The sequence below is a fragment of the Mesorhizobium sp. CA12 genome, from assembly GCF_020165255.1.
Lineage (GTDB): Bacteria > Pseudomonadota > Alphaproteobacteria > Rhizobiales > Rhizobiaceae > Mesorhizobium.
Genome location: NZ_JAIUHT010000014.1, coordinates 67,330 through 84,402, shown reverse-complemented (window position 1 = coordinate 84,402; position 17,073 = coordinate 67,330). Strand labels below are relative to the sequence as shown.

Sequence of the window (17,073 nt, the reverse complement as noted above, 5' to 3'; positions counted from 1 at the left end):
CGGCCCCGCTCGAGCGGCGCCGGCGCTCTTTGCCTGGATTTGCGATATGAAAGCCGTTGTCTGCCGTTCGCCCGGCGAGCTTGTCCTCGAAGACCGCGCCGGGCCCGGCGCACCGCCGCCCGGCTGGGCGCGCGTTGCGGTCAGCCATGTCGGCATCTGCGGAACCGACTACCACATCTTCGAAGGCAAGCACCCGTTTCTGGCCTATCCGCGCATCATGGGCCATGAGGTTGCCGGCACGATCGTCGAGAAGGGCGAAGGCGTCGAGATCAGCGTCGGCGAGCCGGTCGTCATCAATCCCTATCTTTCATGCGGCAAATGCATTGCCTGCCGGCGCGGCAAGCCGAACTGCTGCGTGAAGATCGAGGTGCTGGGCGTCCATCGCGACGGCGCCATGTGCGACGAAATCCTGGTGCCGGCGCAGAACCTCTACCCGACGAACGGCCTGTCGCTGGCCGACGCCGCGGCGGTCGAATTCCTGGCCATCGGCGCGCATGCGGTACGCCGCTCGCTCGGGCTGCCCGGCCAGCGCACGCTGGTCATCGGCGCCGGCCCGATCGGCCTCGGCACGGCGATCTTCGCGCGCATCGCCGGGCTGGATGTCAGCCTGCTCGACATGAGCGCCGAACGTCTCGGATTCGCCGAAAAGCAGCTCGGCTTTGCCCCGCTGGACAGCTCGAAGAGGCCGGCTGCCGAGCTGGTCCAACAGGCAACAGCCGGCGAAGGGTTCGACCTCGTGTTCGACGCGACTGGCAACACCCAGTCCGTGCAGTCGGCCTTCGCCCACGTCGCGCATGGCGGCACGCTGGTGCTGGTCAGCGTCGTCAAGGACGACATCACCTTCTCCGACCCTGAATTCCATAAGCGCGAGATGATGCTGGTCGGCAGCCGCAACGCGCTGAAGGCCGATTTCGACCATGTCGCAGATTCGATCCGCAACGGCGCTGTGCCGTTGAACAAGCTCGTCACCCATCGCACCACGCTCGCCGGAACGCCGCGCGACCTTGCCCGATGGACGCACGAGAAGTCGGGACTGATCAAGGCGGTCATAGAGGTCGGGTGAGGAAGGCCCGCGTCGAGGTTTCACGAACTGGACCGTTGTCCGCCCTAACAAATTGCAGTCTTGGTGATTGACCGAAGCGCCTATCCCTTCGTCATCCACGGGCGGAGCAAGGAGCGTAGCGACGCAGCGCAGACCCGAGGATCCATTCCGTGACGCCGACGCGTTGCAGCGATCCAGAATTCTGCTCCGCTGCGCTCTACGATCGAGGTTACGGAATGGATCCTCGGGTCTGCGCTCCGCTTCGCGTCGCTCCGCCCGTGGATGACGACCTCTTGGATTGCCGTCCGAAGACATCGTAGACCTAATCGCCGGCCGACAACCTAAGCTCCACCCGCTCCGCGGGAAAGCGCGACTCCGCGAACTGGATTGGCTCACCGTCGAGCGTCACGTTGATTGCAATTGTGACCAGCACGATGGCGCCGGGCTGCAGATCGAGTGCTGCAAGATCGTCTGCGTCGGCATGGCGCGCCGACAGCACGGTCGAATGCCTCAGATAATCGTTGATGCCGAAGCGCTTCAGTGAGGCGGTGATCGATCCCGTCTCCGCCATTGCCGCCTCGATGCCGGCGAAGCGCTTGGCATCGAACCAGGTCGTCGCGCGCGACACCGCATGACCGTCGGCCTCGCCGCGCGTCTCCAGGCGGATGACGGCAGCGCCTTTGGCGATGCCCAGCGCCTCGGCGATGCGCCGGCCGGCCGGCTCGGTCGACGACGATAGCAGCGCGATATGCCGCTCGCTCGTCTGCCCCTGCAGCCCGGTCGAGAAGCGCGTCCGCGCGCCGATTGGATAGGACAGCCGCTTGCGCGACAACACGAAGGTGCCGCGTCCCTGCTCGGCCCTCAGCACGCCTTCCTGCACCAGTGCTGCAATGGCGCTGCGCACCGTGTGGCGGTTGACGCCATAGCGCTCGGCCAGCGCGACTTCAGGCGGCAGCGCGGTATTCTCGGCGAAATCGCCATTGGCGATCGCCTGCAGGATCCTGTCGGCGATCTGCCGCCATAGCGATACGCCATTGCGCCTCTCGATGCTGCTTGCCAGCCCGGTCATTTCCCCGCCCCCAACGTCTTCACCCTAACTTTTGCACCGTTGTCATCCACCCGTCATGGACTCCCGATACCAAGTGAGTATAATTTGTATAGTTGTCTATATCAATAGACAAACTTTTTATGCAAGGAGCGATGCCATGCGAGGACAGGAAGCGCGCGAGCAGGCCGGGCGGAAAGCCTTGATGGCGACGCTGGCGCATGCCGCGGCCGATGACATCGCTCGCCTGTGGAACGAGTCGGGCCTGCCCTCCGAGGCCGAGCTTTTGCGCGGCCCCGAAACCGGACTGGTGACGGTGCGCGGACGGATCGGCGGCGGCGGCGCTCCCTTCAATGTCGGCGAGGCGACGGTCACCCGCGCCACGGTGCGGCTGCCCTCCGGCCAGGTCGGCCACTCCTATGCGCTTGGCCGCGACAAGGGACAAGCCAAGCTAGCGGCGATCGCCGACGCGCTGTGGCAGGACCCGGCGCACCGCGAAGCGGTCGAGACAAAGCTCGCCGCGCCCTTGCGCGCGGCGCTTGCTGCGGAGCGCGAGACAAAGCGCGTCGAAACGGCGGCCACGAAAGTGGATTTCTTCACCATGGTGCGCGGAGAGGACTGATGGATATCGCCACGCAATCGATCGACGGCGGCTTCGCAGAGCCGGTCTTCAACGCCCAGGCGGTGTTCAGCGCCATCATGGACGCGATGGCCCGCCCCGGCACCGTCCAGCCGCTGCCGCAGCTCGCCCGCCCGCCGGCGCCGCTGTCGGCGACGGCCGGCGCCGTGGCGCTCTCGCTCTGCGACAACGACACGCCGGTCTGGCTCGACCAGCCGCTGCAGGCGGAAGCCGCGGTCAAGGCCTGGCTCGGCTTCCACACCGGCGCGCCCTCGGCAAACACGCCGGCCGACGCACATTTCGCCCTGATCGCCAATCCGAAGGAGATGGCGGCGCTCGATGGTTTTGCGCAAGGCACGCAAGAATATCCCGACCGCTCGACGACGCTGATCCTCTTGGTCGACGATCTTGCCTCGGGCCCATCGCTGCTGCTCGAAGGTCCGGGGATCGAAAAGACGTCGATGATCGCGCCTCCCGGCATGCCGCGCCATTTCGTCGAGCAGTGGAAGCAGAACAACCAGCGTTTCCCGCGCGGCGTCGACATCATCCTGGCGGCGCCCGGCCACCTTGCCTGCCTGCCGCGCACCACCCGCGTCAAATCGATGGAGGCATGACATGTATGTCGCGGTGAAAGGCGGCGAAGCCGCCATTGCCAATGCGCATCGCCTGCTTGCCGACCGCCGCCGCGGCGACCGTTCGGTGCCGGCGCTGCGCCTCGACCAGATTGTCGAGCAGCTGGCGCTCGGCGTCGACCGGGTGATGAGCGAAGGCTCGCTCTATGATCGCGAGCTCGCGGCTCTCGCCGTCGTCCAGGCGCGCGGCGATATGATCGAGGCGATCTTTCTGGTGCGCGCCTACCGCACCACGCTGCCGCGCTTCGGCTACACCAATCCGGTCGACACCGGCGCCATGCAGGTCGAGCGTCGTGTCTCGGCCACCTACAAGGACCTGCCGGGCGGCCAGGTGCTCGGCCCGACCTTCGATTATACGCACCGCCTGCTCGATCCCGAGCTTGCCGCCGGCGCCGAGGTCGAGATGCCGGCGCAGCGTCCGGCCGAGCCGGAGGCCATGCCGCGCGTTTCGGCGATCCTCGCCCATGAAGGCCTGATCGAGGCCGATGGCGAGATGCCGCTTGACCACGTGCCCGGCGACATCACGCGCGAGCCGCTGCAATTCCCGATGGCGCGCGACATCCGCCTGCAGGCGTTGTCGCGCGGCGACGAAGGTTTTCTGCTGGCGCTCGGCTATTCGACGCAGCGCGGCTACGCCCGCAACCATCCCTTTGTCGGCGAGATACGCATTGGCGAGGTCGAGCTGGAGCTCGACGTGCCGGAGTTGCCCTTCGCCGTGCCGCTCGGCTCCATCCGCGTCACCGAATGCCAGATGGTCAACCAGTTCAAGGGCTCGGCCAAGGCGCCGCCGCAGTTCACGCGCGGCTACGGCCTGGTCTTCGGCCAGAGCGAGCGCAAGGCGATGGCGATGGCGCTGTGCGACCGGGCGCTGCGCGCCACGGAGCTTGGCGAGGATGTCGTCGCCGCCGCGCAGGACGAGGAATTCGTCATCTCGCATTCCGACAATGTCCAGGCCACCGGTTTCGTCGAGCATCTGAAGCTGCCGCATTATGTCGACTTCCAGGCCGAGCTCGGCCTGGTTCGCCGCATGCGCGCCGAATACGAAGCGCGGGAAAACGAGGACAAGGCCGCCGAGGAGAAGCGCGAGGCGGCGGAATGACTTCAGTGTCCGCTACCGGAATGCCCGCCGCCGTCGAAGCCGCCAGTATAGTCGCCGCCACCGAAGGACTCGCCGTACGGAGGTTCCCTTGGCGCGGGGAGAACCATTTTCCGCAGCGCAAAGGTCGCGAAGCCGGCGAACACCAGCAGCAGCACGCCAAGATGCAACCAACCGGTAGAGTCCATTCGGGCGTCCTTCCGCGTCTTGGGCGCCAATTTCATAGCAGAGAGCGGACGTGATCGCCATGACCGACATCGCCACCTACAACTTCGCCTATCTCGATGAGCAGACCAAGCGGATGATCCGGCGCGCCATCCTGAAGGGCATCGCCATTCCCGGCTATCAGGTGCCCTTTGCCTCGCGCGAGATGCCGATGCCTTATGGCTGGGGCACCGGCGGCGTCCAGGTCACCGCCTCGATCATCGGCCCGGATGACGTGCTGAAAGTCATCGACCAGGGCGCCGACGACACCACCAACGCCGTTTCGATCCGCGCTTTCTTCAGGAAAGTCGCCAATGTCGCTGTCACCACCGACACGGCAACCGCCACCATCATCCAGACCCGGCACCGCATCCCCGAGCATCCGCTGACGGCAGGACAGGTGCTGGTCTTCCAGGTGCCGATCCCAGAGCCGCTGCGCTTCCTCGAGCCGCGCGAGACCGAGACGCGCAAGATGCACGCGCTGGAGGAATACGGCCTCATGCATGTGAAGCTCTATGAGGACATTGCCAGGCACGGCCGCATCGCCACCACCTACGCCTATCCGGTCAAAGTCGAGGGCCGCTACGTGATGGATCCTTCGCCGACGCCGAAATTCGACAATCCGAAGATGCACCGCTCGCCCGCCTTGCAATTGTTCGGCGCCGGCCGCGAGAAACGCATCTATGCGGTGCCGCCCTTCACCGACGTCGTCAGCCTCGACTTCGAGGACCATCCCTTCGAGGTGCAGACCTTCGACCAGCCCTGCGCGCTCTGCGGCGCCGGGAATGTCTATCTCGACGAGGTCATCCTCGACGACCATGGCGGCCACATGTTCGTCTGCTCCGATACCGACCATTGCGAGAAGCGCCGCGCCGAATCTACCTCCCCCTCGTGGGGAGGTCGCGCCGAAGGCGCCGGTGGGGAAAACGGCCAATCTTCTCTTTCTTCAATCCCCACCCCGGCGCTGCGCGCCGATCCTCCCCACAAGGGGAAGGGTAAGGAGGCCGAATGACCGACGAACCGCTGCTCCGCGTCTCGGCGCTGTCCAAATTCTACGGCTCGCGCATCGGCTGCGAGAACGTCACCTTCGACCTCTGGCCGGGCGAGGTTCTGGCGGTGGTCGGCGAATCCGGCTCCGGCAAGACCACGCTGCTCAACTGCCTGTCGACCCGCCTGCTGCCCTCCTCCGGCACGGCCAGCTATCGCATGCGCGACGGCCAATGGCGCGAGCTCTACCGCATGAGCGAGGCCGAGCGCCGCTTCCTGATGCGCACCGACTGGGGCTTCGTCCACCAGAACCCGGCGGACGGGCTGCGCATGACAGTGTCGGCCGGCGCCAATGTCGGCGAGCGGCTGATGGCGGTCGGCGACCGCCACTATGGCAGGATCCGCGCCACCGCCGTCGACTGGCTGTCGCGCGTCGAGATCGACGAGGACCGCATCGACGACGAGCCGCGCGCCTTTTCCGGCGGCATGCGCCAGCGCCTGCAGATCGCCCGCAACCTGGTGACTGGGCCGCGGCTGGTGTTCATGGACGAGCCGACCGGCGGCCTCGACGTCTCGGTGCAGGCGCGCCTGCTCGATCTGCTGCGCGGGCTGGTCACCGACCTCGGCCTGGCGGCGATCGTCGTCACCCACGACCTCGCCGTGGCGCGATTGCTGTCGCAACGCATGATGGTGATGAAGGACGGGCGCGTCGTCGAAAGCGGCCTCACCGACCGCGTGCTCGACGATCCGCGCGCGCCTTATACCCAGCTTCTCGTTTCTTCCATCCTGCAGGTGTGATGATGGCCACTCCTCTCGTTGTCTCCGATGTCGCCAAAAGCTTCACCATGCATCTGCGCGACGGCGTCACGCTGCCGGTGGTGGCGGGTGTCTCCTTCTCGATCCGCGCCGGCGAATGCGCCGTGCTCGGCGGCCCGTCCGGCGCCGGAAAAAGCTCGATCCTGAAGATGCTTTACGGCAACTACGCCGTCGATGAAGGTCAGATCATCGTCCAGCATGGCGGCGGGCTGATCGACCTCGCCTCGGCCAGCCCGCGCACCGTGCTTTCCGTGCGCCGCCATACCATCGGCTATGTCAGCCAGTTCCTGCGTACCGTGCCGCGTGTCTCCGCGCTCGACGTCGTCGCCGAGCCGCTGGTCGAGCGCGGCGAGGACAGGGAAAGCGCGCGGGCGAGAGCGCGTGCCCTGTTGGCGCAGCTCAACCTGCCGGAACGGCTCTGGGCCTTGCCGCCCGCGACCTTCTCCGGCGGCGAGCAGCAGCGCGTCAACATCGCGCGCGGCTTCATCACCGAGCATCCGATCCTGCTGCTCGACGAGCCGACGGCCTCGCTCGACGCGAAGAACCGCGATGTCGTGGTCGAGCTCATCGCCGCCAAGAAGGCGGCGGGGGTCGCCCTGCTCGGCATTTTCCACGACCTCGACGTGCGCGAGGCTGTCACCGACCGCGTCATCGACGTTACGGCCTTTGCCGCCGGAAAGATCGCCGCATGAAGAAGCTTTCGGAGGCGCCGCTGATCCATCCGACAGCGCAGGTCGAAAACTCGACGCTCGGCCGCTGGACCGAGATCGCCGAGCGCAGCCGCGTCGCCGAATGCGAGCTCGGCGACTATTCCTATATGATGCAGGACTGCGCCGTGTGGTGCGCGACCATCGGCAAGTTCTCCAACATCGCGGCAAGCGTGCGCATCAATGCCACCAATCACCCGACATGGCGGCCGACGCTGCACCACTTCACCTACCGCGCCTCCGATTATTGGGATGACGCCGAACATGAAAGCGCGTTCTTCGCCGAGCGCCGCGCCAAACGCGTCACCATCGGCCACGACACCTGGCTCGGCCATGGCTCGACCATCCTGCCCGGCGTCACCGTCGGCGATGGCGCGGCGGTCGGCGCGGGCGCCGTGGTGTCGAAGGATGTCGCGCCCTACACAATCGTCGGCGGCGTGCCGGCGAAGCCGATCCGCGAGCGCTTCGACCGCCGCACCGCCGAGCGCTACCAGGCTTTAGCCTGGTGGGACTGGGACCATGCAAGGCTGCGCGCTGCGCTCGACGATTTCCGCGAGCTGTCAGCGGAGGCGTTCCTGGAGAAGCATGGCGGCTAGGCGAGGTGAATGGTGAATGGTCAATAGTGAATGCAACGAAGCCCTTCTCACCCTTCACCATTCACCATTCACCATTCATCATTCACACCGTTGACACATGACTCGGACAGGACGCCATCTCCCCAAGGAGATCGCGATGCTCGCCACAGTCAGACCCTCGCTCGCCGGATTTTTCGAAGGCACCAACCCGACGGCGCCGGTGCATCTCGGCACCCGTTACGATACCTCGGGCAACTTCCTCTCCGAGCCCGGCAACACGGTCGTCAGTCACCTCGTCGGCGGCTCGCCTTCGCAAGCCGCGATCATCGAGGTGCGCGAGCGCATCCGCGCCATGCCGGACGCGGACCGCCTCGCCTTCACGCCGATCTCCAGCCTGCACATGACCCTGTTCCAGGGCGTCATCGAATATCGGCGCCGGCTCCCCTACTGGCCCTCCGACGTGCCGCTCGACACCAGCATCGACGACATGACCCGCCTCTATCTGCAGCACCTGGAGGGCTTCGAGGCCTGCCCTCCGTTTCGTATCAAGACCGTCGGCATCACGCCGAACGGCCTTACGGTTGCCGGTGCTTCCGCTGAGGACGAGCGCATCCTGCGCCTGTGGCGCGACGCCTTGTCGGTGCCGTTCGGCTACCGCCATCCGGACCACGACGCTTATGTCTTCCACATCACCTTCGCCTATCAGATCCGCCGTCTAGCCGACGAGCGAGCCGCAGCCTGGCAGGATCTGTTCGATGACTGCCTGTCGTTCCTCGAACGCGAGGCTCCTGTGATCGAGCTCAAGCCTCCGGCCTTCTGCAGCTTCAAGGACATGAAGCATTTCGAGGAATTGCTGGTGCTTGGTTGAATCTCCAAGCCTGTGGGACGTAACAAAACTGACATCAATCCGACACCCCAGCTTCATCGGCCTGCGCTAGCGAAGGTTAACAGACCTGCAAAAGCGCGACGGACTGGAGTTTTGGTATGTCAGCATCATCGGCCACGCTTGAGATCCGCGGCGTAACCCGACGATTTGGCAAGAACACCGCCGTCAGCGATATCAACATCTCGATCCCGCGCGGCCAGATGGTCGGCATCATCGGCCGTTCCGGCGCCGGCAAGTCGACGCTTTTGCGCATGATCAATCGTCTCATCGATCCGAGCCAAGGAGCGATTTTTTTTGAAGGCGCCGAGGTTTCCAGCCTGCAGGGATCGCCGCTGCGGCGCTGGCAGCGCGACTGCGCCATGATCTTTCAGCAGTTCAACCTCGTGCCGCGCCTCGACGTGCTGACCAACGTGCTGCTCGGCCGCCTCAATCATCGCTCGACGGTTTCCAATCTGCTCGGCATGTTCACACGCACCGAATGCGCCGAGGCTGTGGCCGCGCTCGAGCGGCTCGACATCGCCCGCACCGCGCTGCAGCCGGCCGGCACGTTGTCCGGTGGCCAGCAGCAGCGTGTGGCGATCGCCCGCGCCATGATGCAGCAGCCGAAGGTGATCCTGGCAGATGAGCCGATCGCCTCGCTCGACCCCCTCAACGCCAAGGTGGTGATGGACTCGCTGCGCGACATCAATCTGCGCGAAGGCATCACCGTCGTGACGAACCTGCACACGCTGGACACCGCGCGCGTCTATTGCAACCGTATTATCGGCATGGCCGCCGGCAAGGTCGTCTTCGACGGCGCTCCGGAAGATCTCGACCGCGATGCCGTGCGCACCGTCTACGGCGCCGATGCCAGCGGCGCCGAGATCTCGGAAGCCATCACGTCGACCGCCGTGACCATCAAGCCGAAGATCACCGCATCCGCCGGACCGCTCGAACCAGCCTTTCCTGGCTACTGAATCCACCGTCCCGGCCCCAGCGGGTGCGGGCAAATCGTGGACTTCAGCAGAGCAACCCGGATCGCCCGCCAGCGTCAAAGGCAAGACTTGAAAAATCAGAACGCCGCCGGCGCGCAGCCGGAGCAACAGGAGAGAGACAAAATGTTCAGGAAGATGGTTTTTGGGGCGGTTTCGCTGCTCGCCATGGCGGCCAGCGCCGCGCATGCCGCTGATATCAAGGAATTCCGCGTCGGCATCCTCGGCGGTGAGAACGAGACCGACCGCCTGCGCAACTACCAGTGCCTCGCCGATCACCTGAAGTCGGAATTCGGCTTCGAAAAGGTGTCGCTGTTCCCGGCCGCCGACTATGACGGCGTTATCCAGGGCCTGCTCGGCGGCACGCTCGACTTCGCCGAGCTCGGCGCTTCCGGTTACGCCAGCGTCTATCTCAAGGACCCGAAGGCGGTCACGCCGATCCTCACCACCAAGCAGACCGACGGCTCGACCGGCTACTACTCGATCGGCCTGGCGCTGAAGTCTTCCGGCATCACCGACATCAAGTCGGCCAAGGGCAAGAAGCTCGGCTATGCCGATCCGGATTCGACCTCCGGCTATCTGATCCCGCTGACCCAGATTCCGAAGGACACCGGCGCTTCCAACGAAACCTACTTCGCCTCGACCCAGTTCAACGGCGGCCATGAGAACAACGTGCTGGCCGTGCGCGACGGCAAGGTCGACGTGGCGGTGGACGATTCCTCCGGCATCGGCGATTTCAAGAACGGCTACACCTCCGGCACCTTCCACAAGGAAGTCGCCAAGGGCGCCGTCGACCCGAACGACTTCGTCGAAGTGTGGCGCTCGGGCCTGATCCCGAACGGCCCGCTGGTTGTCCGCACCGCGCTCGGCGACGAGATGACCGCCAAGCTCACCGCTTTCTTCACCGCGCTGCCGGCCAAGGACAAGGCCTGCTTCGAAGGCGTCGAGGGTGGTGATTTCACCGGCTACGTCCCGGTGAAGCCTGACTTCTACAGCGTCATCGTCGAAGCCCGCAAAGCCGCCATCGGCGGTTAAAGGCATCAGGAAAAAGGGCGGCGTTCGAAACGCCGCCCTTTTTGCATGTCCCGATCATGACATCAGCGACACTCCATTCCGACGCCACCCGCCAGCAGGCCGATGCCTGGCGGCGCCAGACATCGCTGCGCCGTTTCTACACCGCGCTTGGCGTCGGCCTGCTGCTTGTCGCCATGTGCGCGACCATGTGGTTCGCCGACGAGGCCAATGCCGGCCATTTCTTCGACCGGCTGCCGCACATCCTCGATTTCCTGAGCTGGCTGGTCCCGAAGGACTGGAACGATGTTTGGCGCGCCCTGTTCGACATCGCCTCGCCCAACGACAAGGGCACGCAGGAATTCAATTTCCCGCTTGGCCGCGTCTACATCTGGGGCGGCTTCTACATCCCTGAATATTTCGAGCTGATGCTGACCACGGTGAACGTGGCGCTGGTCTCGACCTTCATCGGCTTCGTCTTCGCCGTTCCCTTCTCCTTCATCGCCGCGCGCAACCTGACGCCGAGCCCGGTCCTGCGGCTCATCGTCAAGCGCTTCATGGAATTGCTGCGCGCCTTCCCCGAAATCGTCATTGCCGGCCTGTTCGCAGCCATCGTCTCGATCGGCCCGGTCGCCGCCATCATCGCTATCGGCCTGCATTCGATCGGCGCGCTGGGCAAGCTGTTCTACGAGATCAACGAGAACATCGACATGCGCCCGGAAGAGGGCCTGCGTGCTGTCGGCGCCAACTGGTTCGAACGCGTGCGCTTCGCCGACCTGCCGCAGGTGTTGCCCAATTTCATGTCCTATACGCTGCTCAGGATCGAGATCAACGTGCGCATCTCGACCATCATGGGCGCGGTTGGCGGCGGCGGCATCGGCGAGGAGCTGAAACTTTCCATTTCACGCGGCTTCGGCGCCAAGACCCTGGCGCTGGTGCTCTTGCTCTTCGTCACCATCTTCCTCGTCGACCAGTTCTCCGCCTGGCTGCGCCGCAAGCTCGTCGGTGAGCAGGCCTTCCTGATGAGCGCTTGAAATGGCCGCCATGACCGCCTCCGAACTGAGCGCCATCGAAGGCCGCCATCCGCAGATATTCCAGCGGCCGGCCTATAAGCGTTTCTGGCCGCTGCTGCTGATCGCCGGCACCGTGCTCTATCTCGCCTATGCCTTGTGGTTCTTCAGCCTGCCGCAGGTGCTGCGCGAATCGCATTGGGAGCGGCTGCCGCTCTTCCTGTCGCAATGGATCAGCTACGACCTGCAGCCGGAATTCCGGCTCGACCAGCCCGAGATCACGCCGAAATATCCGCGCTTCTCGGCGCTCGGCGAGCATCCCGATCCCGACTGGGTGATCAAGAATCCGGACGGCACCTTCACCGTCCTGATCGACGGCCGGGACAAGTCCGTCACCTTCGACAAGACAAGGGCAACGATCGTCGCCAGCGGCCAGACGGTGCCGGTATCGCTCACCGGCGGCAAGCCGGTGGTGACAGGTCCGGTGCCCGACTGGGTGACCGTCCATGACGATGAGATCGTCGCCAAGATGGGCTTTGTCGGCGAGGTGCGCGTCACCGTCGATCGCGTCAAGGTGCGCAAGCGCTTCCTCGGCTGGGCAAATTTCGTCTTCGACACCCGCTCGCCCTTCTTTGGCAAATCGGCCGGCGAGGTCATCTCGCTCATCGCCTCCGGGCCAGAGCTCAAGCCAGGCACCTCGAACCTCGCTTTGGCCGCCGACAACATCTGGAATAACGCGCAGTGGCAGCATGGCGATGTCTGGACGAAGCTCCTGCAGACCATCGTCATGGCCTTCCTCGGCACGCTGCTTGGCGGCATCGTCGCCTTCCCGCTTGCCTTCTTCGCCGCCCGCAACATCACGCCGAGCGGGCTGCTCAGCCAGGTGCTGAAGCGCTTCTTCGACTTCATGCGCTCGGTCGACATGCTGATCTGGGCGCTGTTCTTCACCCGCGCCTTTGGCCCCGGACCGCTGGCCGGTAGCGCCGCGATCTTCTTCACCGAGATCGGCACCTTGGGCAAAACCTATTCCGAGGCGCTGGAGAACATCGACGACAAGCCGCGCGAGGGCGTGCTTTCGACCGGCGCCAACGGCCTGCTGGTGCAGCGCTACGGCGTGCTGCCGGAAGTGGTGCCGGTCTTCATCAGCCAGACGCTCTACCAGTGGGAATCGAACACCCGAGGCGCCACCATCATCGGCGCCGTCGGCGCCGGCGGCATCGGCCTGAAACTATGGGAAGCGATGCGCACCAATTCGAACTGGGCCAACGTCTTCTACATGGTGCTGCTGACGCTGCTCGTCGTCTTCATCTTCGACAATATCTCGAACTTCCTGCGCCGCAGGCTGAGCCGCACGCTGCACGATTACAATCGGCTGCAGGCTACGCAGGGGTAACCTTGTGGCGCAGAAGCGCAAGCATCGTCTCGCCTGCGCCAAAGGTCGACCCCCACTCCGTCGAGCTTCGCTCGACACCTCTCCCCCGATCGACGGGGTAGAGGAAAGGCGCCAAGCTGTCCGATCCGCGCCTGTCGTCGAAGGCCGAGGCTTTTTTCCTCTCCCGGCGCCACCAGGCTCCCTTTCCTCTCCCTCCGGAGGGGGGAGAGGTGTCTCGGCGAAGCCGAGACGGAGTGGGGGAACCACCTGGCAACCGTTGCCACGGCAAATAGAAAATGGATCAGGCGCAGGGCCCCTAAGCCGCCTTCTTCCACCCGTCCCTGATATGCCGATACCCCTCGCGATAAACCGCCTCGGGGCTTTCCGCAAAATCCCTCCACACCTTCGTCGCCGCCGCCAGATCCTTCAGCGAGCGCCCGAAGGATTCGATGGTCAGCCAGTCGTCATAGCCGCTCTTGCGGATGGCGGAGAACGTCTCCTTCCACGGGATGTTGCCGCGCCCCGGCACGCCACGATCATTCTCCGAAATGTGGATATGGACAACGTTCCGGCGATGCTTTGTATAGGCGCCGATCGGATCGGCCTCCTCGATATTGGCATGGAACGTGTCGTACATGGCCTTGATGTGCGGCCGGTCGATCGCGTCGATGTGTTCGCACAGGTCGGCCATGGTGTTGACGAGATAGCATTCGAAGCGGTTGAGCGCTTCGAGCCCGATGGTCACGCCTCTCTTGCCGGCATGGTCGCCGATCGCGCGCTGCGAGGCGACCGAGCGCTTCTTTTCGGCCGCCGTCGGGCCGCTGCCGGAAAAGGCGCCGAGCGTCGAATGCAACGGCCCGCTGAGGGTATCCGCGCCCAAGGCCGCGCTGCAGTCGATCGCCCATTTCATATAGTCGATGCCGGCCTTGCGGGTCGCCGCATCCGGCGAGATCAGGTTCATCGCCGGATCGCCCATGGCCGAGACCGCGGTACGCTCCAGCCCGATGCGGTCGAGCATCTCGCCCAACTTCTTGTAGTCGTCGGGCGCGCCCGCGAAGACCGGTATCTCGACGCCGTGGAAACCGGTCGCCTTGATGTCCTTCAGCAGCGCCTCGTGCTTCTTCGAGACGCTGGTGGTCCACAAGAACATGCACATGCCGATTTTCATCGACATCCCCTCATCATCTTCGGCCGAGGGGTGACGAGATTCAGGTCAGGCCGAGTCGAAAACGACGGATTCCGAGAACCGGAGCGGAGCGTACTTTTCGTACGTGAGCACCGGAAGCGCAGGAAGCCGCCGTTTGCAGGCCGGCCTCACCTGAATATCGTCACCCCTACAGCTTCGTCCACGCCCCGTTCTTCTTCGACGACCTCACGCAAGCCTCGATGAAGGCCATGCCTTCGACGCCGTCCGCGACAGTCGGGAAGACCACATCCTTAGCCGGCTTGCCGCCCTTCCGGCGCGCGGCCCGTATGGCGCGCGCGGCCTCCTGGTAGATGTTGGCGAAACCTTCGAGATAGCCTTCCGGATGGCCCGACGGCACGCGGCTGACGCGCGCCGCCACCGGCATTGCGCCAGCGCCGGCGCGGGTGAGCAGCTGCTTCGGCTGGCCGAACGGCGTGTACCAGAGATAGTTCGGATCTGCCTGCACCCATTCCAGCCCGCCCTTGGAGCCGTAGATGCGCAGCTTCAGCCCGTTCTCGTGGCCGGGCGCGACCTGGCTGGCCCAGATCATGCCCTTGGCCGGATGCTTATTGCCGACCGGCTTGAAGCGCAGCATCACGTTGACATTGTCGTCGAGCTGGCGCCCCGGCACGAAGGCGTCGAGATCGGCTGACAGCGTATCGAGCTCAAGTCCCGAGACGAAGCGAGCCAGGTTATAGGCATGCGTGCCGATGTCGCCGAGCGCCCCGCCGGCGCCGGCCTGCTTGGGGTCGGAACGCCATGAGGCCTGCTTCTGGCCGGTGGCGGCAAGGTCCTCGGTCAGCCAGTCCTGCGGATATTCCGACTGCACGATGCGGATGTCGCCGAGCATGCCCTTGGCCACCATCTCGCGTGCCTGCCGGATCATCGGATAGGCGGTGTAATTATGGGTCAGCACGAACACCTTGCCGGTCTTTTCGACCAGGGCGGCAAGCTTCTTCGCCTCGGCCAGCGAGGTCGCCAGCGGCTTGTCGCAGATGACATGGATGCCCGCCTCTAGAAAGGCTTTCGCCGCCGGCACATGCACGTTGTTCGGCGTCACGATCGCCACCGCCTCGATGCCGTCGGGACGCTTGGCTTCGGCCTTGGCCATCTCGGCATAGGAGCCGTAGCTGCGCGCGGGATCGAGCCCGAGTTCTTCGGCCGATGCCTTGGCCCGCGCCGGATCCGACGACAGCGCGCCGGCCACCAGCACGAAGTCGTTGTCCATGCGCGCCGCGATGCGATGCACAGCGCCGATGAAGGCGCCCTGCCCGCCGCCGACCATGCCATAGCGGATCGGGCCGCCTCCCGCTTCCGATTTCGATGCGCCGACCATTCTTGTCCTCTCTCTTTAGTTCCTCACCCTCCGCCTTGTAGGGAGGGTCGATGCGCAGCGTCGGGGTGGGGTGTAAGAGTCCGCTGCGACTTGGGATTCAACCCCACCCGAACCTGCGGTCCGAACCTCCTCAAGGGAGCTGCAGTCAAATCCCCATCATCACCCGCAGCAGCTTTTTATCGGTCGTGCCGGCGGCGAAATCGTCGAAGGCCTTCTCGGTCACCCGGATGATGTGGTGCTGGATGAAAGGCGCGCCTTCTGCGGCGCCGTCCTCGGGATGTTTCAGGCAGCACTCCCATTCCAGCACCGCCCAGGAATCGTAATTGTACTGGGTGAGCTTGGAGAAGATGCCGCTGAAATCCACCTGCCCGTCGCCCAGCGAGCGAAAGCGCCCTGCACGGTTCACCCAGCCCTGGTAGCCGGAATAGACGCCTTGCCGCCCGGTCGGGTTGAACTCGGCATCCTTGACGTGGAACGCCTTGATCCGCTCGTGATAGATGTCGATGAACTCGAGATAGTCGAGCTGCTGCAAGAGGAAATGCGACGGGTCGTAGTTGATGTTGCAGCGCTTGTGGCCGCCGACCGCGTCGAGGAACATCTCGAAGGTGGCGCCGTCGAACACGTCCTCTGAAGGATGGATCTCGTAGCCGACATCGACCCCATTGTCTTCATAGACGTCGAGGATCGGCTTCCAGCGCTTGCCGAGTTCGCCGAAGGCTTCCTCGATGAGGCCGGCCGGGCGCTGCGGGAACGGATAAAGGTAAGGGAAAGCCAGCGAGCCGGTGAACGACACCGAGGCGTTCAGCCCGAGATTGCGCGATGCCTTGGCGCCGAACTTCATCTGCTCGACAGCCCATTTTTGCCGTGCCGTGGGATTGTTGTGCACGGATGGCGGCGCAAATCCATCCATCTGCGCGTCATAGGCGGGATGCACCGCGACCAGTTGCCCCTGCAGATGCGTCGACAATTCGGTGATCTCGACGCCGGCATCCGCGCAGACGCCTTTCACCTCGTCGCAATAGGCCTTCGACGACGCCGCCTTCTCGAGGTCGAACAGGCGCGCGTCCCAGGTCGGGATCTGCACGCCCTTGTAACCCAGCCCCGCTGCCCATTTGGTGATGGAACCCAGCGAATTGAACGGCGCAGCGTCGCCCGCGAACTGCGCCAGAAACAGGCCGGGGCCCTTCATCGTCGTCGGCATCGGCATCCTCCCTCGTTTGTTTTCGCGACCAAGCATAGCGCCTATTGAAATGAGGGCCAGCCTGTTTGGTCAACCCTGTCGGCGTCTATGCATTGCGCCATTCTGGTATTACCAAATCCCGGAATTCGGTCAAGCGGCCGAAAACCGCGGAGGCGAGCCGAGCTTGCAAACAGATAAGTGGAATTACCACGTAAAATCAGACTATTGCTCGGCTGATAGAGCTTCAGCCGCCCACTTGTTGCCGTGCATCAAAATTTGCTGTAGAGGTCATGGAGGGCCCAATTGGTCGAACCAGTTTCGAGGAAAATGCTGGCAACGCCTTGGGGAGGAATCATACGCCGCCTCTGCTGGAGGCGTCGCGGGGTAGAATGTGACAG

The 17,073-nt window shown here is 64.5% G+C and carries 17 protein-coding genes and 1 pseudogene; 13 read left to right on the top strand and 5 right to left on the bottom strand.

Features of this window, described 5'->3' with window-relative positions:
- Window positions 1–46 precede the first annotated feature (46 nt).
- Entirely contained in the window at window positions 47–1,063 is a 1,017-nt protein-coding gene (locus LB520_RS21995; RefSeq protein ID WP_224532066.1) for a zinc-binding alcohol dehydrogenase family protein, read from the top strand.
- Window positions 1,064–1,364: 301 nt separating this feature from the next.
- On the opposite strand, the gene phnF is transcribed toward LB520_RS21995, so the two are convergent.
- On the bottom strand, window positions 1,365–2,111 hold the full coding sequence (phnF, locus tag LB520_RS21990) for a phosphonate metabolism transcriptional regulator PhnF (RefSeq protein WP_224639199.1): 747 nt from the start codon (window positions 2,109–2,111) through the stop codon (window positions 1,365–1,367).
- Between the two features lie 136 nt (window positions 2,112–2,247).
- Here phnF and phnG point away from each other — a divergent pair, with 136 nt between their 5' ends.
- The 3 genes from phnG to LB520_RS21975 are packed head-to-tail and all read left to right on the top strand — an operon-like array spanning window position 2,248 to window position 4,437.
- Window positions 2,248–2,709: a phosphonate C-P lyase system protein PhnG gene (gene phnG, locus LB520_RS21985; protein WP_224639197.1), complete on the top strand. Its 462-nt coding sequence runs from the start codon at window positions 2,248–2,250 to the stop codon at window positions 2,707–2,709.
- Window positions 2,709–3,320 (top strand): phosphonate C-P lyase system protein PhnH, encoded by a 612-nt coding sequence (phnH, locus tag LB520_RS21980; RefSeq protein WP_224639195.1) that lies wholly within the window; start codon window positions 2,709–2,711, stop codon window positions 3,318–3,320. The genes phnG and phnH overlap by 1 nt, the downstream gene beginning before the upstream one ends.
- A 1-nt stretch (window position 3,321) precedes the next feature.
- Window positions 3,322–4,437: a carbon-phosphorus lyase complex subunit PhnI gene (locus tag LB520_RS21975; RefSeq protein WP_224639193.1), complete on the top strand. Its 1,116-nt coding sequence runs from the start codon at window positions 3,322–3,324 to the stop codon at window positions 4,435–4,437.
- A 2-nt stretch (window positions 4,438–4,439) separates the two neighbouring features.
- On the opposite strand, the gene LB520_RS21970 is transcribed toward LB520_RS21975, so the two are convergent.
- Window positions 4,440–4,622 carry a hypothetical protein gene (locus LB520_RS21970; protein WP_224532070.1) on the bottom strand — a complete coding sequence of 61 codons (183 nt, stop codon included), beginning with the start codon at window positions 4,620–4,622 and terminating at the stop codon, window positions 4,440–4,442.
- Window positions 4,623–4,681: 59 nt separating this feature from the next.
- Between LB520_RS21970 and LB520_RS21965 the strand changes: the two are divergent.
- The 9 genes and pseudogenes from LB520_RS21965 to phnE (LB520_RS21925) all read left to right on the top strand — a co-directional run.
- A pseudogene (locus tag LB520_RS21965) lies at window positions 4,682–5,515 on the top strand (alpha-D-ribose 1-methylphosphonate 5-phosphate C-P-lyase PhnJ); the annotation flags it as partial.
- A gap of 131 nt (window positions 5,516–5,646) precedes the next feature.
- Complete coding sequence (gene phnK, locus LB520_RS21960) at window positions 5,647–6,423, top strand: phosphonate C-P lyase system protein PhnK (protein WP_224610823.1); 777 nt, start codon at window positions 5,647–5,649, stop codon at window positions 6,421–6,423.
- A 2-nt stretch (window positions 6,424–6,425) separates the two neighbouring features.
- Window positions 6,426–7,133, top strand: a complete 708-nt coding sequence (gene phnL / locus LB520_RS21955; protein ID WP_224639191.1) for a phosphonate C-P lyase system protein PhnL — start codon at window positions 6,426–6,428, stop codon at window positions 7,131–7,133.
- Complete coding sequence (locus LB520_RS21950) at window positions 7,130–7,744, top strand: DapH/DapD/GlmU-related protein (protein WP_224639190.1); 615 nt, start codon at window positions 7,130–7,132, stop codon at window positions 7,742–7,744. Before phnL ends, LB520_RS21950 begins: the two co-directional genes overlap by 4 nt.
- A 136-nt stretch (window positions 7,745–7,880) precedes the next feature.
- Window positions 7,881–8,591 (top strand): DUF1868 domain-containing protein, encoded by a 711-nt coding sequence (locus LB520_RS21945; protein WP_224639187.1) that lies wholly within the window; start codon window positions 7,881–7,883, stop codon window positions 8,589–8,591.
- Between the two features lie 116 nt (window positions 8,592–8,707).
- Window positions 8,708–9,565: a phosphonate ABC transporter ATP-binding protein gene (phnC, locus tag LB520_RS21940; protein WP_140845169.1), complete on the top strand. Its 858-nt coding sequence runs from the start codon at window positions 8,708–8,710 to the stop codon at window positions 9,563–9,565.
- A gap of 141 nt (window positions 9,566–9,706) precedes the next feature.
- A complete protein-coding gene (phnD, locus tag LB520_RS21935; RefSeq protein ID WP_095769301.1) occupies window positions 9,707–10,615 on the top strand; it encodes a phosphonate ABC transporter substrate-binding protein in 909 nt (302 codons plus the stop codon).
- 56 nt (window positions 10,616–10,671) lie between these two features.
- A complete protein-coding gene (phnE, locus tag LB520_RS21930; protein WP_140845166.1) occupies window positions 10,672–11,625 on the top strand; it encodes a phosphonate ABC transporter, permease protein PhnE in 954 nt (317 codons plus the stop codon).
- 1 nt (window position 11,626) lies between these two features.
- Complete coding sequence (gene phnE, locus LB520_RS21925) at window positions 11,627–12,994, top strand: phosphonate ABC transporter, permease protein PhnE (RefSeq protein ID WP_224639185.1); 1,368 nt, start codon at window positions 11,627–11,629, stop codon at window positions 12,992–12,994.
- Window positions 12,995–13,289: 295 nt separating this feature from the next.
- Here phnE (LB520_RS21925) and LB520_RS21920 read toward each other — a convergent pair whose 3' ends face one another.
- The 3 genes from LB520_RS21920 to LB520_RS21910 form a co-directional block, all read right to left on the bottom strand.
- Entirely contained in the window at window positions 13,290–14,141 is an 852-nt protein-coding gene (locus tag LB520_RS21920) for a sugar phosphate isomerase/epimerase family protein (protein WP_224639387.1), read from the bottom strand.
- Between the two features lie 166 nt (window positions 14,142–14,307).
- Window positions 14,308–15,495, bottom strand: a complete 1,188-nt coding sequence (locus tag LB520_RS21915; protein ID WP_224639182.1) for a Gfo/Idh/MocA family protein — start codon at window positions 15,493–15,495, stop codon at window positions 14,308–14,310.
- Window positions 15,496–15,640: 145 nt separating this feature from the next.
- The gene (locus LB520_RS21910) at window positions 15,641–16,696 is read right to left on the bottom strand and encodes a sugar phosphate isomerase/epimerase family protein (protein WP_224639180.1); all 1,056 of its coding nucleotides are present in this window, start codon (window positions 16,694–16,696) and stop codon (window positions 15,641–15,643) included.
- Window positions 16,697–17,073 lie beyond the last annotated feature (377 nt).

Coding starts and splice junctions, on each gene's coding strand:
- LB520_RS21945 (WP_224639187.1), top strand. CDS start 7,881: ATGCTCGCCACAGTCAGACCCTCGCTCGCCGGATTTTTCGAAGGCACC.
- phnL (WP_224639191.1), top strand. CDS start 6,426: ATGGCCACTCCTCTCGTTGTCTCCGATGTCGCCAAAAGCTTCACCATG.
- LB520_RS21910 (WP_224639180.1), bottom strand. CDS start 16,696: ATGCCGACGACGATGAAGGGCCCCGGCCTGTTTCTGGCGCAGTTCGCG.
- phnC (WP_140845169.1), top strand. CDS start 8,708: ATGTCAGCATCATCGGCCACGCTTGAGATCCGCGGCGTAACCCGACGA.
- phnH (WP_224639195.1), top strand. CDS start 2,709: ATGGATATCGCCACGCAATCGATCGACGGCGGCTTCGCAGAGCCGGTC.
- LB520_RS21920 (WP_224639387.1), bottom strand. CDS start 14,141: ATGAAAATCGGCATGTGCATGTTCTTGTGGACCACCAGCGTCTCGAAG.
- LB520_RS21975 (WP_224639193.1), top strand. CDS start 3,322: ATGTATGTCGCGGTGAAAGGCGGCGAAGCCGCCATTGCCAATGCGCAT.
- phnK (WP_224610823.1), top strand. CDS start 5,647: ATGACCGACGAACCGCTGCTCCGCGTCTCGGCGCTGTCCAAATTCTAC.
- phnD (WP_095769301.1), top strand. CDS start 9,707: ATGTTCAGGAAGATGGTTTTTGGGGCGGTTTCGCTGCTCGCCATGGCG.
- LB520_RS21970 (WP_224532070.1), bottom strand. CDS start 4,622: ATGGACTCTACCGGTTGGTTGCATCTTGGCGTGCTGCTGCTGGTGTTC.
- phnE (WP_140845166.1), top strand. CDS start 10,672: ATGACATCAGCGACACTCCATTCCGACGCCACCCGCCAGCAGGCCGAT.
- phnE (WP_224639185.1), top strand. CDS start 11,627: ATGGCCGCCATGACCGCCTCCGAACTGAGCGCCATCGAAGGCCGCCAT.
- LB520_RS21915 (WP_224639182.1), bottom strand. CDS start 15,495: ATGGTCGGCGCATCGAAATCGGAAGCGGGAGGCGGCCCGATCCGCTAT.
- LB520_RS21995 (WP_224532066.1), top strand. CDS start 47: ATGAAAGCCGTTGTCTGCCGTTCGCCCGGCGAGCTTGTCCTCGAAGAC.
- phnF (WP_224639199.1), bottom strand. CDS start 2,111: ATGACCGGGCTGGCAAGCAGCATCGAGAGGCGCAATGGCGTATCGCTA.
- phnG (WP_224639197.1), top strand. CDS start 2,248: ATGCGAGGACAGGAAGCGCGCGAGCAGGCCGGGCGGAAAGCCTTGATG.
- LB520_RS21950 (WP_224639190.1), top strand. CDS start 7,130: ATGAAGAAGCTTTCGGAGGCGCCGCTGATCCATCCGACAGCGCAGGTC.